21 protein-coding genes are annotated in these 22,059 nt (G+C 37.2%); 11 read left to right on the forward strand and 10 right to left on the reverse strand.

What is annotated here, in order from left to right; genetic code table 11:
• Positions 1–3: 3 nt before the first annotated feature.
• From D017_RS02930 to D017_RS02945, 4 genes are all read left to right on the forward strand, one after another.
• Positions 4–804: a sulfurtransferase gene (locus tag D017_RS02930; RefSeq protein WP_035334569.1), complete on the forward strand. Its 801-nt coding sequence runs from the start codon at positions 4–6 to the stop codon at positions 802–804.
• A 24-nt stretch (positions 805–828) separates the two neighbouring features.
• The gene (locus D017_RS02935; RefSeq protein ID WP_035334570.1) at positions 829–1,857 is read left to right on the forward strand and encodes a N(4)-(beta-N-acetylglucosaminyl)-L-asparaginase; all 1,029 of its coding nucleotides are present in this window, start codon (positions 829–831) and stop codon (positions 1,855–1,857) included.
• 934 nt (positions 1,858–2,791) lie between these two features.
• Positions 2,792–5,641 carry a DNA polymerase I gene (gene polA, locus D017_RS02940; protein WP_035334571.1) on the forward strand — a complete coding sequence of 950 codons (2,850 nt, stop codon included), beginning with the start codon at positions 2,792–2,794 and terminating at the stop codon, positions 5,639–5,641.
• A 125-nt stretch (positions 5,642–5,766) separates the two neighbouring features.
• A complete protein-coding gene (locus D017_RS02945) occupies positions 5,767–6,453 on the forward strand; it encodes a LipL32 family surface lipoprotein (RefSeq protein WP_035334572.1) in 687 nt (228 codons plus the stop codon).
• A gap of 116 nt (positions 6,454–6,569) precedes the next feature.
• Here D017_RS02945 and D017_RS02950 read toward each other — a convergent pair whose 3' ends face one another.
• The 4 genes from D017_RS02950 to D017_RS02965 all read right to left on the reverse strand — a co-directional run bounded on the left by D017_RS02950 (position 6,570) and on the right by D017_RS02965 (position 11,496).
• Positions 6,570–7,073: a hypothetical protein gene (locus tag D017_RS02950; protein WP_152023852.1), complete on the reverse strand. Its 504-nt coding sequence runs from the start codon at positions 7,071–7,073 to the stop codon at positions 6,570–6,572.
• 172 nt (positions 7,074–7,245) lie between these two features.
• Positions 7,246–7,740, reverse strand: a complete 495-nt coding sequence (locus tag D017_RS02955) for a hypothetical protein (RefSeq protein ID WP_035334574.1) — start codon at positions 7,738–7,740, stop codon at positions 7,246–7,248.
• Between the two features lie 131 nt (positions 7,741–7,871).
• Positions 7,872–8,693, reverse strand: coding sequence for a hypothetical protein (locus D017_RS02960; protein ID WP_035334575.1), 822 nt, complete (start codon positions 8,691–8,693; stop codon positions 7,872–7,874).
• A 109-nt stretch (positions 8,694–8,802) separates the two neighbouring features.
• On the reverse strand, positions 8,803–11,496 hold the full coding sequence (locus tag D017_RS02965) for a DUF5916 domain-containing protein (protein ID WP_035334576.1): 2,694 nt from the start codon (positions 11,494–11,496) through the stop codon (positions 8,803–8,805).
• 294 nt (positions 11,497–11,790) lie between these two features.
• On the opposite strand from D017_RS02965, the gene rplM reads away from it, so the two are divergent.
• From rplM to tsf, 4 genes are all read left to right on the forward strand, one after another.
• A complete protein-coding gene (gene rplM, locus D017_RS02970) occupies positions 11,791–12,246 on the forward strand; it encodes a 50S ribosomal protein L13 (RefSeq protein ID WP_035334577.1) in 456 nt (151 codons plus the stop codon).
• Positions 12,247–12,633: a 30S ribosomal protein S9 gene (gene rpsI, locus D017_RS02975; RefSeq protein ID WP_013750177.1), complete on the forward strand. Its 387-nt coding sequence runs from the start codon at positions 12,247–12,249 to the stop codon at positions 12,631–12,633.
• A 207-nt stretch (positions 12,634–12,840) separates the two neighbouring features.
• Positions 12,841–13,641: a 30S ribosomal protein S2 gene (gene rpsB / locus D017_RS02980; protein ID WP_035334578.1), complete on the forward strand. Its 801-nt coding sequence runs from the start codon at positions 12,841–12,843 to the stop codon at positions 13,639–13,641.
• Between the two features lie 91 nt (positions 13,642–13,732).
• Positions 13,733–14,698 carry a translation elongation factor Ts gene (tsf, locus tag D017_RS02985; protein WP_035334579.1) on the forward strand — a complete coding sequence of 322 codons (966 nt, stop codon included), beginning with the start codon at positions 13,733–13,735 and terminating at the stop codon, positions 14,696–14,698.
• A 232-nt stretch (positions 14,699–14,930) separates the two neighbouring features.
• Here tsf and D017_RS02990 read toward each other — a convergent pair whose 3' ends face one another.
• The 6 genes from D017_RS02990 to D017_RS03010 all read right to left on the reverse strand — a co-directional run bounded on the left by D017_RS02990 (position 14,931) and on the right by D017_RS03010 (position 18,185).
• Positions 14,931–15,479 carry a hypothetical protein gene (locus tag D017_RS02990; protein ID WP_035334580.1) on the reverse strand — a complete coding sequence of 183 codons (549 nt, stop codon included), beginning with the start codon at positions 15,477–15,479 and terminating at the stop codon, positions 14,931–14,933.
• Between the two features lie 62 nt (positions 15,480–15,541).
• The gene (locus D017_RS02995; protein WP_051583786.1) at positions 15,542–16,120 is read right to left on the reverse strand and encodes a DUF6705 family protein; all 579 of its coding nucleotides are present in this window, start codon (positions 16,118–16,120) and stop codon (positions 15,542–15,544) included.
• Positions 16,121–16,132: 12 nt separating this feature from the next.
• Positions 16,133–16,483: a hypothetical protein gene (locus tag D017_RS03000; protein WP_152023853.1), complete on the reverse strand. Its 351-nt coding sequence runs from the start codon at positions 16,481–16,483 to the stop codon at positions 16,133–16,135.
• Between the two features lie 202 nt (positions 16,484–16,685).
• A complete protein-coding gene (locus tag D017_RS03005; protein WP_035334582.1) occupies positions 16,686–17,153 on the reverse strand; it encodes a hypothetical protein in 468 nt (155 codons plus the stop codon).
• A 15-nt stretch (positions 17,154–17,168) separates the two neighbouring features.
• Complete coding sequence (locus D017_RS15250; protein ID WP_152023854.1) at positions 17,169–17,351, reverse strand: hypothetical protein; 183 nt, start codon at positions 17,349–17,351, stop codon at positions 17,169–17,171.
• 321 nt (positions 17,352–17,672) lie between these two features.
• Positions 17,673–18,185 (reverse strand): hypothetical protein, encoded by a 513-nt coding sequence (locus D017_RS03010; protein ID WP_035334583.1) that lies wholly within the window; start codon positions 18,183–18,185, stop codon positions 17,673–17,675.
• A 282-nt stretch (positions 18,186–18,467) separates the two neighbouring features.
• Here D017_RS03010 and pyrH point away from each other — a divergent pair, with 282 nt between their 5' ends.
• The 3 genes from pyrH (at position 18,468) to D017_RS03025 (ending at position 21,981) form a co-directional block, all read left to right on the forward strand.
• On the forward strand, positions 18,468–19,172 hold the full coding sequence (gene pyrH / locus D017_RS03015) for a UMP kinase (protein WP_035334584.1): 705 nt from the start codon (positions 18,468–18,470) through the stop codon (positions 19,170–19,172).
• Between the two features lie 53 nt (positions 19,173–19,225).
• The gene (gene frr / locus D017_RS03020) at positions 19,226–19,783 is read left to right on the forward strand and encodes a ribosome recycling factor (RefSeq protein WP_035334585.1); all 558 of its coding nucleotides are present in this window, start codon (positions 19,226–19,228) and stop codon (positions 19,781–19,783) included.
• A 77-nt stretch (positions 19,784–19,860) separates the two neighbouring features.
• Complete coding sequence (locus D017_RS03025) at positions 19,861–21,981, forward strand: DUF5686 family protein (RefSeq protein ID WP_035334586.1); 2,121 nt, start codon at positions 19,861–19,863, stop codon at positions 21,979–21,981.
• Positions 21,982–22,059 lie beyond the last annotated feature (78 nt).

Raw genomic sequence — 22,059 nt, forward strand, 5'->3', positions numbered from 1 at the left:
ATTATGGTAGATCAATTAGTTTCAGTACAGTGGCTTAGGCAACATTTTAGTGGTGATAATATCGTATTACTAGATGCAAGCGCTCATTTTAATACTATCGCAAACATACAAGGCGCGCAACATTTTGATATTAAAAACACTTTTAGCGATACAAAAAGTGCTTTTCCTAACACATTTCCTCAGCCTGCACAGTGTGAAAAAGAATGCCAAGCCCTCGGCATAAATACCGATAGCCATATTATCGTATATGATGACAAAGGGATTTTTACCAGTCCGCGCGTGTGGTGGATGTTCAAAACAATGGGGCATCACAATGTATCTGTTTTAGACGGTGGCCTTCCAGAATGGATAGCAAATAATTTTCCGGTTACAACAATTGTTAAAGTAAAAAGATCTCCAGGCAATTTTAAGGCTCATCTTGATGAGTCTGCCATTAAGAGCTACGCTCAAATAGTTGAAAATATCAACACCTCAAACTGCCAACTCATTGATGCCAGATCTAGCGGTAGGTTTAATGGAACTGATCCAGAGCCGAGAACTCATATACAAAGCGGCCACATTAAAAATTCACTTAATCTTCCCTACACCATGGTTTTAGATAATGGGAAGTTTAAATCTAAGAAAGAATTAAAACTCACTTTCGACAATCTTAATCTTGCAGACACGCCTATTATTTTTAGCTGTGGTTCTGGAATTACCGCCTGTATTATTTTATTTGCTTTCGCTTTAATTTCAGATAAAGAGCGTAGTGTTTATGACGGCTCATGGACAGAATGGGCAGAAAAGCAAGAACTATTTGTTTAATATCAATCCAGTAAATATCGCATCATGAACAGAAGAAAATTCATAAATAAGTCCGTAGTTGCGGGAGCTGGTATTGCTACAGGAGCAAGCTTGATGGCATGCAATGACCTCAGCACAGAAAATAGGAAGAAAGATGATAACGCTTTCGCGAAAGCGAAAAATGAAAACATTATAAAACCATCTCCCATTGCCATTTGCACCTGGGGCTTTTCTGGAGCAACAGCAAAAGCTGGCGAACTCTTACACAATGGTGTTTCAGCACTCGATGCAATTATAGCAGGCGTTGCTGTGGAAGAAGAAAATATTAAAAATACAACTGTAGGTATAGGAGCCACACCAGACAGAGATGGTAATGTAACGCTAGATGCCTGCGTAATGAATTCTGATGGAGACTGTGGAGCTGTGCTTGCAGTTGAAAATATTGTCAATGTCGCTGCCTTAGCCCGCAAAGTTATGGAAGAAACGCCGCACGTAATATTAGCAGGAAAAGGCGCCGAAGAATTTGCTTATGAGCAGGGGTTCACGAAACAAAAACTACTCACCGAAGAACGCAAAGAAGCTTGGAAAGAATGGCTAAAAACTAGTAATTACAAACCTGAAATTAACATAGAGAATCACGACACCATAGGGATGCTAGCAATAGATAGCAATGGAGATATTGCAGGTGCATGTACTACATCTGGATTAGGTTATAAAATGAAAGGGCGCGTAGGAGATTCTCCAATTATAGGTTCTGGTCTTTTTATAGACAATGAAGTGGGCGGTGCCGTAGCGACAGGAATGGGAGAAGAAGTACTCAAGACAGTTGGGAGTTTTTTAATTGTAGAGTTAATGCGTTCCGGGATGTCACCACAGGCTGCCTGCGAGGAAGCAATCCATAGAATCACAAAGAAAGGTCCTCGTTATAAAGATTTTCAAATTGCATATATCGCTATGAATAAATCTGGCGAAACTGGCAGTCATTGTATTCACGAAGGATTTACCATGATGAAATATCAAAATAAAAAAAATGAAAATATTTTATCTTCATTTTACGACACAAAAAATAGTTAGGTCATCACGCACATTTGCCACACAAAATAGACACGATGCCTATTTACATCGCCAAAATACACAAAAGACACTATTTTACTAAGGTTAAGTTAATTGCAAAAACTAAAAAACGTTTTTTTAAGGACTGAATTTCAATCAATTAAACACCAAGATCATCGCAGAATTCAATATTACACAATATTCTATTTAAAGATTTGTTATATATTTGCGCAAGCCGTTATGGCAAAAAACATTTAAGACTGTTGTAATTGACTTTAAATAATCAATTATGATTTGGGGTGAAAGCCAAGCATTCTTGCTTGGCTTTCTTTATGCCCTTAAGTCAAGGATTGGCTTTCACAACAAATCATAACGGGGTCGCGAGTAGACAAGCTTTAATGCTAGCACTATTTTAAAACGAGCGGTTTTATGTATTTTTCATTCTTGCTTGGCTTTCTTTATGCCCTTAAGTCAAGGGGTGGCTTTCACAACAAATCATAACGGGGTCGCGAGTAGACAAGCTCTAATGCTAGCACTATTTTAAAACGAGCGGTTTTATGTATTTTTCATGCTTGCTTGGCTTTTACTGTGATTGAGGTTAAGTTCTAATACCCGATATGTTCATTTTTTTCATTGACAAAAAAACGAACCAAAAAAGTCTAGACTTAACCGAACTTTGCTAAAAATTTCCCTCGCTACGGCACAAACTAAAAGTCATCGCTGATTATGTCTTTCTAAGCTTATTTTGAAATACGTCTATTATATAGTATTGAATAGGCTGTAGCTAGTTTGCTTAACCCTCCACTCATTTCATTTTTTACGCAAAATTCGCTTAGGTCATTAAGTTTGGGCATTACTATTTATCAACACTGCTGCTATATCTAAGTACATCTTCTTACATTTGAGTTTTAGCCGTAATACGCTTTCGCGAAAGCGTAATTCAAAACACCTTCACGTGACCAATACCACCGAGAATACCCAGAAGAGATTATTTTTACTAGATGCATATGCGCTCATTTTTAGGGGGTATTATGCACTCATAAAAAACCCACGTATCACAAGCACCGGCATGGATGTGAGTGCAATTATGGGCTTTACTAATAGTCTTTTTGATGTTATAAAAAGAGAACGTCCAGACCATCTTGCTGTGGCTTTTGACAAAGGTGGAAGCTCTGCACGTGTAGAAGCTTATGAAGATTACAAAGCAAACCGCGATGAAACTCCAGAGGCAATACGCATCGCGATTCCTCATATCCAAGAGATTCTTAAGGCTATGCACATCCCCATTATAGAGCGCCAAGGTGTAGAAGCAGATGACCTCATAGGAACCCTATCTAAGCAAGCCGAAAAGGAAGGTTTTAAGGTTTATATGGTCACACCAGATAAAGACTATGCACAGCTAGTATCTGAAAATATCTTTATGTACAAGCCTGCCAGAATGGGTAACGGTATAGAAATATGGGGTATTCCAGAAGTCCAAAAACGCTTTGAAGTAGAACGCCCAGAACAGGTTATTGATTACCTAGGAATGATGGGTGATGCCTCAGATAACATACCTGGACTTCCAGGTGTGGGCGATAAAACGGCAAAAAAATTTATTGCTGCATATGGATCTATGGAGGGCTTACTTGAAAATACAGATAAGCTCAAAGGTAAAATGAAGGAGAAAGTAATTGCAAATGCAGAGCTAGGCCTACTTTCAAAAAAGCTAGCCACTATAATGCTAGACTGTGATGTAACTTTTGATGCAAAAGATTACGAACTTTCTGAGCCAGATGCTGAGGCTGTGGGTAAGAAGTTTGAAGAACTTGAGTTCCGCCGAATGAAGGATCAGTTTATCAAAATATTTTCTGGAGAAGCAGATCAAGGAACGCAAGTTTCTTCTACACCTTCGGCAAAGAAAGCAGCTGCTCCTAGTGCTGGAGCTGGTCAGTTTTCATTATTTGGTGGTGATAGCGGGGCGACTGCAGCCGCAGTTTCTGATGCGTCAACACGAAAGACTATAAAAGACACGCAACATTTTTATCAAAAAGTTGATAGTCCGCTTGCGCGAAAATTATTCATACAAAACCTGAACAATCAGTCTTCTGTTTGTTTTGACACAGAAACTACAGGTCTCGATCCGCTCGTTGCAGAACTAGTAGGGATTGCTTTTTCATGGGAAGCAGGAAAAGGTTACTACATACCCTTTCCAGAAAGCAAGGAAGAAGCTCAGGCACTTATAGAAGAGTTGAGACCTTTCTTTGAAAATACCGAAATTGAAAAGATAGGACAGAATTTAAAATACGATATTAAGGTTCTTGCTAAGTATCATGTAAAGGTAAAAGGCAAACTCTTTGATACCATGCTAGCGCATTATCTCATCAACCCAGACATGCGTCACAATATGGACGTACTCGCAGAAACCTACCTTAACTACACACCCGTTTCTATTACAGAACTTATAGGGAAGAAAGGAAAGAACCAGAAATCAATGCGCGATGTTTCTGTAGACGATCAAACAGAATATGCGGTAGAGGATGCAGATATTACTTTACAACTTAAACATCATTTTGAAAAAGAGCTAGACGAGGCTGGTACTCGCAAGCTATTTGATGACATAGAAATTCCGTTATTACGTGTGCTAGCGGCTATGGAGGTAGAAGGAATCAATCTTGATGTCTCTTTCTTACAAAGTCTGTCTGGTGACCTCAATGCAGATATAGAGCGTCTTACATCAGAAATTTTCGCGGAAGCGGGAGAAGAATTTAATATAGGATCTCCTAAGCAGTTGGGTGAGATTTTATTTGACAAAATGAAACTTGTCGATAAACCTAAAAAGACAAAAACGGGTCAATACTCTACTGCCGAAGATGTACTCTCGTATCTTGCAAAAGATCACGACATCATCCAGAAAGTACTAGACTACAGAGGCTTATCAAAATTAAAATCTACCTATGTAGACGCACTACCAGAGCAAGTAGCTCAAGATGGACGCGTGCATACAGATTACATGCAAACGGTTGCAGCTACGGGACGTTTGAGCTCAAACAATCCTAACTTACAGAATATTCCAATTCGTACAGAGCGCGGTCGTCAAGTGCGTAAGGCTTTTGTGCCAAGAGATGAAAATCACACACTACTCGCTGCCGATTATTCTCAAATAGAACTGCGCATTATTGCAGCTTTAAGTGAGGAGGAGAACATGATCCAAGCCTTTACAGATGGAGAAGACATTCACGCTAGTACAGCTGCCAAAGTTTTTAATGTGCCACTAGAAGAAGTTACTCGCGAGCAACGTAGTAATGCTAAGACAGTAAACTTTGGAATTATTTACGGGGTTTCTGCCTTTGGACTTTCTAACCAGACCGATTTATCTCGTGGTGAGGCAAAAGAACTTATAGACAATTATTACAAATCATACCCAAAACTACGCAACTACATGAGCGAGCTTGTTGAGTTTGCAAGAGAAAATGGTTATGTAAAAACAGTGTTAGATAGACGTCGCTACCTTAATGGTATTAACTCTAGCAACGGAGTTGTGCGAGGCGCAGCCGAGCGAAATGCGGTGAATGCTCCTATACAAGGAAGCGCAGCAGATATTATTAAAATCGCGATGATTAATATTTTTGAAAAGCTAGAAAACAGCCACTACAAAACAAAGATGCTGCTTCAAGTACATGATGAACTTGTTTTTGATGTTCCTAATGACGAGCTAGACGCCATTAAAGAGCTCATCAAGACAGAAATGGAAAGTGCTTTTAAGATGGCCGTGCCGCTTGATGTTGAGGTTGGACTAGGTCAGAATTGGCTTGAGGCGCATTAAAAATAGCTTAGATAAATTAACATCTGAAAATTAGTAATTAAACATTTATTAACAATAATATACAAGTAAATTATTGAGTTAAAGTATAGATTTGGCGCTTATTAAAATCTAACACATCAATACCAATGAAAACACTCAAAAACATCAGTTTATTAGCCCTCTTTTTATTTGCTGTAGGAGCAAGTAACATGAATGCTCAGAAGCTAAAAGCCTTCGGAAGTTCTATTGAAAAGAAAATAGGACCCGTAACAAAAAGAGTTCCTTACTTAGACGTAGTAAGCTATTTAGGTCATGCTGCTCCTGGTACAGAAAATGAAATCAAAGATGGAAAGAAATTTTACTACATCTACTTATGGGTTCCTGCTGTAGCACCAGAATTAGGATTAAGAATGATGTCTCCTGCTGGAAAAGTAAAAACCAAAAACCCAATTGTAGGTGCAGGTTATGAAGAAAACAAAGACTCAAAAGATTATTTTGACACTTACATCACTTTAGAGAGATCAAGCGTTTTTACAAAAGATGGAATTGCAGGTTCTGCAAACGCAACTTGGACTACTCTTGAGAGAAACGATGATAGTGGAGAAATGCCAAAGCAACCAAGCGGAAGCAGCTACAACTCTCTTTTACGTTACGAAAGCCAAGCAAGCAACCCTTTAAAAGCATTAACTAAAGGACTATACAGAATAGGATTTACTACTTACAAAACAGGTGAGGTAAATGGAACATTCTTAGCTCAAGTAGGTTCTCCAGTAAAATTACCTGGAGTTGTGATGTCTAACACACTAGAAGGACTTCTAGAGCAAATGGACTAATTAGTATTCATTACTAAACTATCTTCAACTACGCTTTATAAAAGCAGTTAAAAATAAAAGCCCAAATATCTTGCGATATTTGGGCTTTCTTATTTGTACTATTTTATATTTTCTAGTTACTCTCTCACGTAAGTAGATATTGCCATTGTATCGTCAAAACCTCCCATAGGTGCATTATTTAATAAGTCTCTAGTAAGTGTTTCTTCAAATCTCAATGTATCCCTATCTTCAGAGAGCAACCCTACAATACTATTATCAATAGTTACTGTTCTCTCGGTCTGCACATATGACGGAGGATTTACATAGTTGATTACTACTAGGCATATAAATTCGTTTAAATGACCATTCCCATCATCATCTACACATGTAGTAATAGGATAAGGCGGTATCACCGTGTTATCCGATCCAAAAGTAATCTGCTGCGGACTCAGAACTGCTCCGTTTTCCTCCAATAAGTTAGTTGAAAGAATACCATCATTATTTAAATCTAATGGCACGGTAATCTCGTAAGATATTTGTTTGTATACACCTCCCTTGACGCTGTCTTTCTTACTAACATCGTCATCACCGCAGCTAAAAAAGCTAAGAGCTACAAGAGAAAAAATATTAATCCGTTTCATAATTAAATTTACTATTTCAAATATAGAGCGTTCTTGCATTAGATTATTAAGTAAGTGTAACAATTTTAACATTTTACTTAAATCTATGGGGATCACATATTTCGATTGCATAAAAAAGCCAGACATTCATTAATTGAATATCTAGCTTTGAGTTATTAATAGTAGCTTACTACTATTGTTTTTGATAGGTTACTGTTACCACCTCTTGTTCTGAAGTGGTCGTTCCATCATTGTTATTTCTTTTTTTATAAAAAATTTCTTTAAATACGATAGTTTCAAAATCTGCAGAAACCTCACCTTCCATATTATTTTCGATAATAACAGCATTTTTATTCTGGGTGTAAGTAGGAAGAGGATCGTAATCTGCGATTACCCCGCAGTAATTTAATACGTCACCATCTTCAGTTGCATCAACACATACTCTTAATGGATTAGGTGGATATACTTTGTTATCCTCTCTAAAAGACACGCCTTGCGCTAAAATGCTACGATCTAACTCATCAAATAATTCAATGGAAGCAATTCCATCACCATTAATATCTATAGCGTTTTCAACTTTATAGGATACCGCGAGATACGTTTCTCCCTTTACAGATAACTCATTTTGGTTGTCGTCACTAGAACAACTCAAAGTCAGAATAAATAACACTAATGCTATATACTTCATTTATAAGTGTTTTGATGTGACCAAAGTAATAATTATTAAGCTTTCGCGAAAGCATAACTAGAAAAAACCCCAAATTCTTATCACTAAGAATTTGGGGTTTTTGTTTTAAAATAAATATTTAAATGTCCAACTTATCGATACGCTTTATAGACCACTACTATCTGATTAGTTCTATCACCAGTTGCTGCACTAATAAAACGATCTACATTAAGTGTAAATCCATCAGTATCAAAACTATCTAAAGATGCTCTAATAAAACCTCCTTGAGTCGTTCCGCTTGATCCACCACTTGTGCCGTCATCAGAAAGTGGCGATCCATTATTATTTATAAAATAAGCTGCTACACAATAATCTTCTGAAGCGTATGTCCCTATATTATTAATACTTGAACCACTAAAGGCATTTGAAATCACTTGTTGATCTATCGCACCAGAACCACCATTTATAGCATAACCCGTAGTCATTCCGCCAGCCATTCTAATATCGTTTGAATTATTTGCACCAGATCTAGCTGTACCTTCATCAAAACCTTGCACTCTATTTATTGCTGTAAACTCAACAGAGCTAGGCTCAAAACCTACTCCTGTAACATTAATTACTCCAGAGCCATCTATGAGAATCTTACCAAAACGTACCGTACTTTGGTTTGCTCGTGCTACTTGATTCCACTGACTATCTTGCCAAAAATAAAATCCTTTTGAAGTTAAAGCACCATCACCTGTATTGTATACCATAGTACCTTCTATGAGATTAGGTCCATTAGGGTTTACTACAGTAGTAACATCGGATATGGAATTTAAATCTACACGTGGGATTAGAAGACCACTATCACTACTTGTTATATCAAGAGCTGCATAAGGTGATACTGTCCCTACGCCTACTTGACTATAGCTAACTGTTTTAAATAAAACGAATACTAGTACTAAAATTAGTCCTTGCCTCACTCCTATCATTTATCAAAAATTTTAAATGTTAATCGTATAGTTTCTACATAATTACAAATTACTAAAGTGATAGCAATAGAAAAAACACACACTTTACAAATTTTTGAGAAATACGCATTTACAACACAAATCTATAGGTCCACTTTACTAAAAACGTATTTCTAATTTGCTGTCCTAGCACCTGACTATCAAAAGCTTCGGTAAGATTTTCTCCAGAAGACGCTCCTCCTTCTATTCCCTGTGACCATACCAAAAACACTTCTGACCCCGGAATATATTCCCACCTTGCCACAAGATTAGAACGAAACTGCACAAAATTAAAATCTGGATTACCAAAACTATAATCTGTCACACCATCCATATCTTCATCTACGGCATAGCCGCCATCTATCTCACTTATTTGGTTCTGATTAAATAAAGTAACTCGCTCATTGAGATTTTCATTCTCACTATCTGCCACAAAATTAAAATTAGAATAACTTCCCTTCGCTATAAATGGCTGTGCATAATATTGTATCGTAAAATTAGGATTGATATTGTAATTAACACGCAACGTTGCACTCAGCGTTTCTTGCTCAATCTCCCCAGTTATATATCTCGTCCCGAAGGTCGCAGGCGCATACGACTGCTGTGATACGTATTGCGTTTTATTAGGGTTCATATCATATTGCGTAGAGAGTGATAAACTCAATGCGTCTAGAGGCTGATAGTTGAGACGTAGCTCATACCTATTTAAGGAAAAGTTATCTTGTTTTGCTTGAGAATTTACATATATCGCGATTGCACTTAATTTCTTACGTTGATCTGTACCTACAGCAGCAAAATAAAAATTCTCTTCATTAAATCTCCAGCGTGGCCCACCACGTAAGAAGGAGTTTATAAATATGCGAGGTTTATGTGCTCCTCCTACTTCTGTAAACCAATTGTTCTTCCAATTAATTTCTGCTCTACCTTCATACTGAATACGGTTGAAGTTTCCATCAAAATCATATTGCGTGGTTTGCTCTACCCCTACATTTGCTTGTCTATACCAAGAAGTTGAGTTATTCCAAAAGCGCCTCACACTTGCAAATTGCACAATACGATCTGCGCGACGTAAGAAGCCTATGTCATTAAGTTCTAATCCAGGAGATCTCCAGTTTCCTCCTAGTTCGTATCTCCACTTACCGCTCCCTCTACCTACAGCTAGATTACCACCAGTTCCAGAGAGACTTGTCGCATCTGGGTCTACTTCTAGATGATTTGCATCTACTCGCTGGTATAAATGTGTAAGTGACGTCTGCGTATTTAAAATAGCTTGAGGGTCTCCATTTACACGACTTATAATACCACGACCTTCTACATAATACTTGCGATCTTTCCAGTTATGTCTAAAATCAATTCCTCCAGTATAAGCTTGGGTATGGAGAAAATCTAGACTACGCTCCATATCTCTGTGAGTTGTGGTAAATATCCCGCCTACAAAAGAGTTACGGTCATTAAAGTCTTTCTGTATACGACCTACAAAATAATTAGTAAGTGGCTCGACTAGCTCTTTACGCTTTTTTCCTAAAAGTCCATCTAACTCTAGAGGGTCTGTAATCTCTTCTCGATTGTCTATTTCAATCTCGGCAAATTCTTTTCCTGTCACACTTTCTAGCACACCTATTGTCCAGCCATCTTTTGTTTTACCACTAAACTTTGCCGCTCCTAATATGGTAGTGTTGGTAGGAAAATCTTCATACTCTCCTTTTGAGGCATCAAAAGTGGTCCCTCCCTGCGGAGTGCGCCCTATACGTCTCGGGAAAAACACATTATCTGCACCACCACCTACTCTAAAATCAAAGACACTCTTATTTTCTACAAAGAAAGGACGCCGCTCTTCAAAAAATATTTCAAATCCATCTAATGCAATAGCGCCAGGATCTGCATCTACTTGTCCAAAATCTGGATTTACAGTAAGATCAAGTGTCAAATCATTAGTAATTCCAATTTTTGCATCGAGACCTACATTCCCTCCAAAATCATCTCCATCTCTAAAAGGGTTTCCTGCTTCTTCCTCAAAAGTGTCATACTGACCCAATACAAAAGGTTGAATCTCTAATTGTTTCTGTGGTTTGATTCCTTTAATTCCACGTAGCTCTCCAAATTCGCTCACCCATCCTGGAGGATTTGCTGGTAAGGGTTGCCATGTAGAACGCTCTTCATTTGCAAAGTAGCGTCTTGTAGACTGTATGCCCCAGGTCTGAACATCTTCTGCACTAAAACGTAGCTGACTCAAAGGTATACGCATTTCTGCCGTCCAGCCCTGTTCATCTTCTCCCGTGGCTAGATACCAGATAGGATTCCAGCTACTATCAAAGTTTCCGTTATTTGACACAAACTCATCGCCTTTTACTCCAGAAGCAGAGGCAGTAAAAGAAAAAGCCGTACGATCGTCATTATAACTATCTATATTGATCTCTACCCAATCACCAGGAAAATCATCTCGACGCCCTAGCCTTCTCTCTATTTTAGACTTATCACTTTCAAGACAATGAAAAGCCACATAAAGATTTTTATCGTCGTAAGTAATTTTCATTTTAGTCTGCTTAGTGGGTGGTGCACCCACATCTGGCTCAAATTGCAAGTAATCTGTAGACCACTCCACATTTTTCCATGCTGTATCAGAGAGGTCTCCATCTATATCTGGAGCCTCTCCATTAACAGCAATTGTGTTGTAGACTTTCTTGGGGAGGTTAGACTCAGTAGCTTCTGTTTGTGCTACTAAGCTCAGGGAACTTAGAAAAAAGAGTACGATTACTACTCGGATTTGATTGATAGTAAGTAACATTGGTTTGGTTTTGATTGATGTTACTTGAAAGACTCTACAGCTCTGTAAATGTGACAGCAACAAACACGCTTTATGATTATCTTAACATTTTAAGTGGAGAAGTACGCTTTCGCGAAAGCGTGAAAAATCAAGTATTAAGAGCATTTTTAGAACTACTTTGTAATACTTATTTGACAAAGAAAAAGAACAATATAAAATATAGTCAGACAGACGTTTGTGTGATAAATAAATTTATGTACTTTTGCAAACCCGTTTTTAGGCGGGAAATGGAATGTTTAATTAAAATTAATTAGTGTGGACGCATTAAGTTACAAAACAGTATCTGCAAACAAAGCTACCGTAAACAAGGAGTGGGTTTTGATAGATGCAGACGGACAAACGCTAGGTCGTATGTCTTCTATCGTAGCTAAGTTTTTACGCGGTAAGTACAAGCCAAGCTTTACACCTCACGTAGATTGTGGAGATAACGTTGTTATCATAAACGCTGCAAAGGTGCAATTATCAGGAAACAAGTGGACGGAAAAATCATATATCCGTCACACAGGTTACCCAGGTGGGCAACGTAGTCTTACAGCAAGAGAGCTTTACGAGAAAGATCCTACACGTGTAGTAGAAGCTGCCGTGAAAGGGATGTTACCAAAAAACAAATTGGGGAGTGCTATCTTCCGTAACCTTAAAGTGTATGCAGGAGCAGAGCACGATCAGGAAGCGCAGAAGCCTCGTGCCATTAACCTAAACGAAATTAAGTAAATGGAGACTTTACACAAAATCGGTCGTCGTAAGACCGCAGTAGCTCGTGTTTACCTTTCTGAAGGAAAAGGAAACATCACTATTAACAAAAAAGAACTGAACAACTACTTCCCTACAGGAACACTTCAGTACAAAGTAAACCAACCACTTGTTATGACTAACAATGAAGGTAACTTTGATATTAAAGTAAACGTTTATGGTGGTGGTATTACTGGTCAAGCTGAGGCTATCAGGCTTGCTCTTTCTAGAGCAATGTGTGAGCTAGACGAAGAAAATCGTCTTATCCTTAAGCCAGAAGGACTTCTTACTCGTGACCCAAGAATGGTGGAACGTAAGAAATTTGGTCAGAAGAAAGCACGTAAGAAATTCCAATTCTCTAAGCGTTAATATATCGCTTTGCTCTCAAGTGGTTTTATCATTACAGAGAGACTATTGGAAACTGATTACTATCAAAATTTAAAATTAATTGAAATGTTGTCGTTGCTTATTATGCTTTCGCGAAAGCGGAGTCTAATAAGGTTAGTTTAGCATCTAAACTTCGTGAACTCGGAGTTGCTAATTTTAATGTCCAACGGAACGTAAACTATTACAAAAATGGCAAACAACATCGAAATAAAAGAATTGCTTGATGCAGGTGTACACTTTGGACACCTCACAAGAAGATGGGATCCAAACATGGCACCGTATATCTATATGGAGCGCAATGGGATACACATCATCAATCTTTACAAAACTGCAGCAAAGATAGAAGAGACTTGCGAGGCTCTTCAAAAAATTGCTGCTTCAGGTAGAAAAATACTCTTTGTAGCTACCAAAAAACAAGCTAAAGATATCGTAGCTGAAAAAGCACGTAACGCAAACATGCCTTACATCACAGAAAGATGGCCTGGTGGAATGCTTACTAACTTTGTTACAATACGTAAGGCTGTTAAGAAAATGCAGACAATCGACCAGATGAAAAAAGACGGTCGTTTTGATACACTTTCTAAGAAAGAAAAACTACAGATGAACCGTCTTCGTGAGAAGCTTGACAAAAACCTTGGTTCTATTTCAGATATGACTCGTCTTCCAGGCGCTCTATTTGTAGTAGATATCAAGAGAGAGCACATCGCGATTAAAGAAGCTCAAAAATTAAACATTCCAATTTTTGCAATGGTAGATACTAACTCTGATCCAAGAGAAGTAGATTATCTTATCCCTGCAAATGATGATGCTTCTAAATCTATAGACAAAATCGTAGGTTTCGTTTCTGAAGCTGTTAGCGCTGGTCTTGCAGATCGTAAAGCTGGAAAAGATGCTCAAAAAGAAGGTGCAGATGCCCCTAAAAAAGAAGCAAAAGCTCCTAAAGCTCAGCCTGCAAAAGCACCTGTAGCTGCTAGCGAAGAAGAAGAATAATAACTATTTGATAATACTTAAGAGTCGTCTACTTCTTTTCTTTGTTGAAAACGAATAGACGACTTTTTTCAATTTTAAAACCTTATATATCATGGCAAACATTACCGCCGCAGACGTAAAGAAATTAAGAGAAGCTACTGGAGCTGGAATGATGGACTGTAAAAAAGCCCTAGTTGAAGCAGATGGTAACTTTGATGAGGCAATCACTGTACTACGCAAAAAAGGACAGAAAGTTGCTGAAAAGAGAGCAGATAGAGATTCTTCTGAAGGTGTAGTTATTGCAAAAATCAATGCAGATAACACACGCGGAGTTGTTGTATCACTTAACTGTGAGACTGACTTTGTAACAAAGAACGATTCTTTTATCGAGCTAGCTACAAAAATGGGAGAAATCGCATTAAGCGTAAACTCTAAAGAAGAAATGCTTGCTGCAGATTTTGACGGAATGACTGTTACAGAAAAGCTTATCGAGCAAACTGGTGTAATAGGTGAGAAAATCGAAATAGGAGGTTATGAGACATTAGAAGCTCCTTTTGTAGGTTCTTATGTACACGGTAACAAAATAGGTGCCCTAGTAGGTCTTAGCGCTGCTACTGATAACGCTGCAGAAGTTGCAAAGAGCGTTTCTATGCAAGTAGCATCTATGGGAGCAAACACGCTTTCTTACAAAGATTTTGACCCTGCATTTGTAGCATCAGAAACTGAGGCACGTATTGCTGCTATCGAAAAAGATAATATTGAATTAGGTCGTCTTGGGAAGACTCTTAAGAATGTACCACAATATATCTCTATGTCACAACTTACTGAAGAAGTAATGGCACAGGCAGAGGCAGATATTAAAGAACAATTAAAAGCAGAAGGTAAGCCAGAGAAAATCTGGGATAACATTGTACCTGGTAAAGTAGCTCGTTTTGTTGCAGACAACACGACTCTTGATCACGAGCAAGCGTTACTTGACCAACGTTTTATTATGGATGAAAGCCAGAACGTAGCAGAATTTGTTGCTTCAAAAGGTGATGCATCTGTAGTAGCTTTTAAAAGAGTTTCTCTAGCATAATCGCTTTACAAACTTTATTGATATTAAAAACGCCTCCAGATGGAGGCGTTTCTTTTACAAAACTTTATTGTCCTGCAATACCCTATAAAACCTTCCTTATAGCAACTAGAAGATCTTACTATCTAACATAGTCAAATCTATTTTTTTTGATTAAATTACATAATCTATTAAACCAATAAAATAACGTTATTTCAAAAAAACATACAACAAATTATGTTAGGAAATTTATTAATTAACTTACAGAGTATGGCATTGCTCCAACTTGCATCCATATACCATCTATTTTTTTAAATAGATATATCACAATCGAACTATCCAATCTACCTTTTATTGATGATACAATAAGCATAGCTTTTTTAGCCGTAATATCATAAAATGGATACCCTATTTTAAAATCATAAGAATTGTTCGAACTATCACCTTTAGTATTAATTACTATTGTAGAGTGTTTTAAATACTTTTTATCCCAAACAAGTCTATTCCAATTTTGGTACCTCTTCTTCATATAATCAATTTCTTCATCATCAAAAATCCATTTTTGATTCTTTCCGAAAAACATTTTCTCAAAATTTTCGTTGATAATTGAGTTTTTCCATTTTAAATAGTTTCCAAAAAAAATTTTTGGAGTAGCACTAAAATAAGCTTCGCTTGCAAGCTTGGGATGCTCAAATTTATTCAAATAAGAATTTATGATTAGATAATCATCTTGACTAGTAGGTTTAGGCAAGCCATCGCAACTATTATAAAAAAATATCGATAAGATTAAAACTATGTACTTCATTTAATTAAAATTGATTTTTACGTTAAACAAATAGCATTAATTATGAATACTAAATCGAATGCCTACTGTTTGAGAAGTGTCATTTTTTCCATAGGAAATAACTGGACAGGAGGATTGTTAGAGCTTTCACAGAGTTGATTAAAAGAGTCTAATCCAGGATAAAGAAATAATGTCATTTGATTGTTATTGAGTCCTAGACTATTAATAAATATGTTACCATCTTGGAAGCAATAAGTATCGCTACCATAATAATTTAGTATATAGGTAGTCCCATACTGATTTAAATAATCGCCTCTTATAAGAGAATAAGAGTCATTAGACAATCCAGTAGTGTCTTCTATCACCTCACCTGACAATGTAGTAATCCTAAATCTCATTAAAAGTCTGTCTTTCTGGATATTTAAAAATGAAACCGTTTCTTGGGTTATAATAATTTCGTAACTTAAATTATTATACTCACCTATCCAAGTACCTTCAAATTTATTAAGTAAATTATTTATATCTTTTATATATGTACCTTCAGGTATTTCAGTTTCATTAGTTCTATAATTGATATATTCCTCAAGAGGTACTATCTGAGATTTGCAAGAAATACCAACAAATAATAGAATAGCTAATAGATAATTTGTCTTTTCTTTCATAATGATTTTTGCTTAACATTTTTCACTAAGAACTCTACCGTTCTCTTTTAAAGATTTTTTCTTAATAACTCCGTCATTTCTTATTTTAAATAATGAAACCCCTTCTAGTCCAACAGCATTTTCAATAAAATGAAGCATTGCTCTTTCTTTATTCGAATATTTTTCGAAATATTGGTTATACTCGATTTCTAGAAGATATGAATTATAACTAGATAAAGGCGGTACAATGTTCCCTTGAAAGCGAAGTGTAAAATTTCCAGAACTTGAATACATACTACCGAAGACCTCGTCTAGGGGTAAATTATTATTTTGAGCGTTATCCAGGAGTTGTAAAAATTTAAAAAAATCTTTTAAAGAGAACATTCGTCGCGGCTGTATTATCTCTGGATTTCCATTTTCATCAAATAGACCAGACTCGAAATCATTTAAGTGACAATGCACATAACCTTGGGTTGTATCTGTAATTTCAATATTTACTTGATGCCCAGTACTTCCTGATGGTAATGGAATTAAACTTCCATCTATATTTTGAGAAAAACCTATTTCTTGTTGGCTACCGAAGTTACTAATTAATAACCATAGTCGTTGTCACACAATCCAAAGCAGGAGGCGTTCCACCGCCTGAACCGCCTGGCCCTCCCCCATTACTATCACCTGTACCACTATCTCCATCTCCATCTATAGGATCGCCATGGTCGTTTGGTATATTACCGTCACCCGTACCCGAGTTAGAACTGTCATCACCTGCTCCTACCGTCTGATAAGGACAGAGTTGATCTTCTCCAGCCCCTCGTGCAGTACGTGAACTATTTAATCCTAATCGTCTCATAGTTCCCTCAAATTGAGACAGACTCAATTGTCCACTACTATATCCAGCAAAAAAAACATCACTCATTTTGTATTCAAGTATATAAGAACTAGAGACTGTCCCATCACCATTCTCTTTTAAAATAAAACTATAAAGAACACCATCCTCTTTCTCAAAAGAGTGCAAAGGAAAAGAATAAGTAACTTTACCAGCTTCTTCATTCATAATACTTAATCCACTCTATAGGTTTACCGTCCCAAGTGGCAATGTAAAGATTGTCTCGCTCTGCGCAGCTCCTGTATAGACCATTCCTTTACTCTTAAAATAGTTCTCTAGCGACTTAGCTTTAGATAATTGATAAGTAATGGTTGGTATAGATTGCTCGTCACTGGATAACACAAATACATTCTCTAATGACTCCACAGACTCTATATCATCCCGCTCACACGTTATAAAAAAACATCATAACACAGCTAATAGCTAGCAGTTTAAATAAACTTTTAATACTTCTACTCATTTTATATTTTGATTGATTATCTGCCAAACTTATGACAATTTTACAGTTTTAAAAAAAGGAAATCCGTAAAATGAGCATATTTTCCTTAGAAAAAAAAGTCCGCTTTCGCGAAAGCGCAAACATAAAACACCAACCTAAAGCGTTTGTCTAGCTTAATCGCTTTACAAACTTTATTGATATTAAAAACGCCTCCATCTGGAGGCGTTTTTTTAGGTCTTTAAAGAAGACTACGAATTGTACTGATCCATTATCGATACAGACACCTCTTTACTTCTACTTATGGCAATGCCATTAAGTTCATTAGTGAGTACAAACATTGCTTTGAGTTCAAGAGCATAACCATCTTTTTCATCTCGCAATGCCTCAATAACCTTATTGCTTACAAGAAAATTTCCTGGTCTAACGGAGCTCGGGTCTTTTTGTAATTGGAATTTAAAACGGGCGGTAGCATTACCATTGCTTGCCTTATAACTCTTGCCAAGCTTGTTGTAAATCATATCGTCCTCGTTAGAATAAGAGTCTTTTACTTGCTCAACGTCTAGTTGACAATGCAACTCATTAATGAGCGGCATCATAATATCTTCCTCTCCATCTACGTCGTAAACAAATCCTTGTATGTAATAGATAACATCCAGTTGCTTATCGAGCTTACTAAAGACAATATCTGTTTTAATTTCTATATCAATACCGCTTGATGCGTTACCAATAACCTTTAATGATGTAGCTTGTAGTTTTGCCATTGTATGTTGTTTTTGTGATTACTACCCCAAAATTATAATGAGTATGACACAAACCAATATCACTTCACCCTTAAAACAAAGCATCAAAACACTTTAAATCAACAGATTAAAACCCTACAACAGCTTCCTAAACAAAACGAATTTTCAATCACAATCAAGTTAATTGAACTTGAGAAGATATCTGTTTTACAAAAGCCCGCTTTCGCGAAAGCGTAAAAAACCATTGCCACACATTTTTAAATCATTCTGTTTAAATAGTATATTTGCATAACTACACAGACTATGAAATATAAAAGAATATTACTTAAACTTTCTGGTGAGGCCTTAATGGGAGATCGCCAGTACGGAATAGATCCAAACCGTCTTGCCGAATATGCAGAAGACATTAAAGCAGTAACAGAAAAGGGTGTTGAAGTTGCTATTGTTATAGGTGGCGGAAATATCTTTAGAGGTGTAGCGGGAGCTAGCAAAGGAATGGATCGCGTACAAAGTGATCACATGGGAATGCTTGCCACTGTAATAAATGGCCTAGCTCTACAAGACGCGCTAGAACAAGCAGACGTAAAAACAAGACTACAAACAGCGGTGAAGATTAATGAAGTAGCCGAGCCTTTTATACGCCGTAAAGCGATGGCTCACCTTAAAAAGGGACGTGTTGTCATTTTTGGGGCAGGTACAGGTAATCCATACTTTACTACAGACTCTGCCGCAGTACTAAGAGCGATCGAAGTAGAAGCAGATGTAATTTTAAAGGGAACGAGAGTAGATGGTATTTATAACTCAGATCCTGAGAAAAATACAGATGCTATTAAGTATGATCATATCTCTTTTGACGATGTGTTACGTAAAGGCTTAAAAGTGATGGACACTACGGCGTTTACACTAAGTCAAGAAAATGAGTTACCTATTATTGTTTTTGATATGAATACTCGTGGCAACTTGATGAAAGTGGTCTCTGGTGATGCGATAGGTACTACCGTAAACTAACGTCAAGAGAATTGGCTCAATTTTTGTAAACTTGCTATCATAATTATATTACCATGAACGAAGATTTAAAATTTATAGTAGATACTGCCAAAGAAGCAATGGATGATGCCATTGTACACTTAGCAAAACGATTACTTACCATACGTGCAGGAAAAGCAAGCCCAGCAATGCTACAAGGTTTAATGGTAAACTATTACGGGAGCCCTACGCCTTTGAGCCAAGTGGCAAATGTAAACACTCCAGATGGTCGCACAATAACTGTACAGCCGTGGGAGAAAAGCTTAATGCAAGAGATTGAAAAAGCTATTATAAATGCAAACTTAGGTTTTAACCCTATGAATAATGGGGAAAACATTATCATTAACGTTCCGCCACTTACAGAGGAAAGACGTAAAGATCTTGTAAAACAAGCTCGCTCAGAAGCAGAAGACTCAAAGGTAGGTGTGCGTAATGACCGTAAAAATGCCAATAACGATATCAAAAAAGTAGATGACGCCTCTGAAGATGAAAAGGCAAATGCAGAAGTAGATATCCAGAAGCTTACAGATATTCATATCAAGAAGATAGAAGAAGTCTTAAGTAAGAAAGAAGAAGAGATTATGACTGTATAATACTACAGACGTTAAACAATTATAAAAAAGCGACCATGTGGTCGCTTTTTTAATACATTTACCTTTCAACCTACCCTATGCGTCCGTTTATAATTGCCTTACTCTTATGCTTAAGTTTTAATGCGGTAGCTCAAAATGAGCCTGATGAACTGGACATTATTACGCAAGCAATAGAAAATAAATCTAAGAACGACCCACGAGAGATACTCGCTTCTTACACGTATGACGTTTATGAGAAAACGGTTATTACCGATAGTCTCAATGGAAGCACACACAACTTCTTTTCTGAGAAAGTAAGCCAACTACAATTTACAGAGGATCACCAGTTTTCGGAGAATATTATTGGATATCAGCTTGCTGGTTTTAAGAATCCGCGATATGAGGTTTTTGCTGTAAATGTGCAATCACGGTCATTTTATGATGATGATTTTGTGATTTTTAATAATCGCTATGCGGGAATTCTCTCAAAAAGAGGAATGCGCAATTATAATTACAGTATTACTTCTGGCGATGTAAATGGAGACTACCAAGTAAGTTTTAGCCCTAAAAAACCTAAGAAAATCCCTGGGCTTACTGGGACAATGACCTTAGATAAAAACTCACTCGCTATAAAAGGCGTGCAAGTGCGTATTACAGATAAGCTTAACATTATTCTCAATCAAGAGTACACCTACATAGAAGACGCAAACATTTATTTACCACAGCAGCGAGAGTTATTTCTAGATAAAGGAAGTGAAGATCGCAAGCTGTCTTTCTTTAAAGGGCGTATCTCCATAGGCACTATAGAAAACGAAGTGCTAGAAGATATGGTCACTCGTAAGTTTCTTGTAGCTACTACTAGAATGAGCAACCATAATGTAAACGGCGATGTTGCCATTCCAGATTCTAAGTATGCTATTACTTTTAAGGAAGGAGCAAGCGAGCAAGCAGAATCGTTCTGGCAAAACTATCGTACAACCCCGCTATCTAGCAAAGATGAACGCAGTTTCTCAGAACTAGAACGCATTGTAAATGCCGAAAACATAGAACGTAGATTAGGGACTACTAATAATTTTAGTATTGGTTATTTTAGTTTTGACGCCTTCGATTTTGACCTTACTTATCCTGTAAAATTCAATAATTATGAGGGTTTGAGACTTGGCCTTGGTGGAGTGACTAATGAGTCTTTCTCTAAGCGTTTCCGTATAGAGGGCTATGGTGCATATGGATTTAAGGATCAAGATGTCAAGTATGGTATAGGAGCTGGCTATCTCCTAGATCCAGACAAGGGAGCATGGATTTCTGGAACGTACAACAGTGATCTTGAAGAAGTAGGTAATTATGCATATTTAACAGATCGCCGTGTGTATTCACTCTTTGAGCCACGCCTTGTAAACATCACACAGTTTTACAAACACCGTACTACCCGTTTAAATCTTGAATACAGATTAACACCACAATTACTTTCTGAGCTACAGATTGCTCATAGAAGACTAGATCAGACAACACCATATCGATACAACAATAACGGAAACATCATACGCAATTATGATATTTCTGAAGTCACTGCCTCTTTCCGCTGGAGTCCGTCTAATAAATACTTAAAAACAGATAATGATATTGTTCCTGTTTACGAGGGGTATCCTATAATCTCTGGCCAAGTATCTCAGGCTATTGATGGTCTAGGAGGTGATCTCGAATTTACAAAACTTGCCGCCAAAGTATTTTACAGAGTAGATAGACTCAACAAATCTGCTACGGAGTTTCTTGTAGAAGGGAACGTTGGTTTTGGAGATTTACCTATTACACACTTGTTTCACGCTTTTCCTAATGCGCCTACTAAGGAAACGATACTTCAGCGTTTTTCGGTGGCTGGGGTTAATAGTTTTGAGACTATGTTTTTTGGAGAATTCTTTTCAGACAAATTGCTTACTGCTCAGGTAAAACATAGACTGGCGCCATTTAATATCTCTAAGAGCTTTAAACCAGAATTGGTTTTTATAAGCCGTTTTGCTATAGGAGATATAAGTAACCCAGAAGATCACCTCGATATCGGGGAGTTTGGCTCGCTTAGTAAAGGATATACAGAAACTGGTTTTGAACTCAACAAGCTGCTCTTTGGTTTTGGAACGAGTCTCACCTACCGTTATGGCGCATATCACTTACCTAACTGGGGAGATAACATTGCGTTTAAGTTTACCTTTAATCTCAAACTGTAGTAAACTTATCGTAATCTCATTCAATTTACTGAACCTAGGTTAATTTTTTACGCTTTCGCGAAAGCGTAACCCCTACCA

The organism is Dokdonia sp. PRO95 (assembly GCF_000355805.1).
In the GTDB taxonomy this organism is placed as follows: Bacteria; Bacteroidota; Bacteroidia; order Flavobacteriales; family Flavobacteriaceae; genus Dokdonia.

Bases quoted from the DNA above. Each gene is read 5' to 3' on its own strand.
- D017_RS02960 (WP_035334575.1), bottom strand. From the start codon at position 8,693: ATGATAGGAGTGAGGCAAGGACTAATTTTAGTACTAGTATTCGTTTTA.
- pyrH (WP_035334584.1), top strand. From the start codon at position 18,468: ATGAAATATAAAAGAATATTACTTAAACTTTCTGGTGAGGCCTTAATG.
- frr (WP_035334585.1), top strand. From the start codon at position 19,226: ATGAACGAAGATTTAAAATTTATAGTAGATACTGCCAAAGAAGCAATG.
- D017_RS02935 (WP_035334570.1), top strand. From the start codon at position 829: ATGAACAGAAGAAAATTCATAAATAAGTCCGTAGTTGCGGGAGCTGGT.
- tsf (WP_035334579.1), top strand. From the start codon at position 13,733: ATGGCAAACATTACCGCCGCAGACGTAAAGAAATTAAGAGAAGCTACT.
- rpsI (WP_013750177.1), top strand. From the start codon at position 12,247: ATGGAGACTTTACACAAAATCGGTCGTCGTAAGACCGCAGTAGCTCGT.
- D017_RS02945 (WP_035334572.1), top strand. From the start codon at position 5,767: ATGAAAACACTCAAAAACATCAGTTTATTAGCCCTCTTTTTATTTGCT.
- D017_RS03010 (WP_035334583.1), bottom strand. From the start codon at position 18,185: ATGGCAAAACTACAAGCTACATCATTAAAGGTTATTGGTAACGCATCA.
- rpsB (WP_035334578.1), top strand. From the start codon at position 12,841: ATGGCAAACAACATCGAAATAAAAGAATTGCTTGATGCAGGTGTACAC.
- D017_RS02955 (WP_035334574.1), bottom strand. From the start codon at position 7,740: ATGAAGTATATAGCATTAGTGTTATTTATTCTGACTTTGAGTTGTTCT.
- D017_RS02995 (WP_051583786.1), bottom strand. From the start codon at position 16,120: ATGAAAGAAAAGACAAATTATCTATTAGCTATTCTATTATTTGTTGGT.
- D017_RS03000 (WP_152023853.1), bottom strand. From the start codon at position 16,483: ATGTTCTCTTTAAAAGATTTTTTTAAATTTTTACAACTCCTGGATAAC.
- D017_RS02930 (WP_035334569.1), top strand. From the start codon at position 4: ATGGTAGATCAATTAGTTTCAGTACAGTGGCTTAGGCAACATTTTAGT.
- D017_RS02965 (WP_035334576.1), bottom strand. From the start codon at position 11,496: ATGTTACTTACTATCAATCAAATCCGAGTAGTAATCGTACTCTTTTTT.
- D017_RS03025 (WP_035334586.1), top strand. From the start codon at position 19,861: ATGCGTCCGTTTATAATTGCCTTACTCTTATGCTTAAGTTTTAATGCG.
- D017_RS02950 (WP_152023852.1), bottom strand. From the start codon at position 7,073: ATGAAACGGATTAATATTTTTTCTCTTGTAGCTCTTAGCTTTTTTAGC.
- D017_RS02990 (WP_035334580.1), bottom strand. From the start codon at position 15,479: ATGAAGTACATAGTTTTAATCTTATCGATATTTTTTTATAATAGTTGC.
- D017_RS03005 (WP_035334582.1), bottom strand. From the start codon at position 17,153: ATGAATGAAGAAGCTGGTAAAGTTACTTATTCTTTTCCTTTGCACTCT.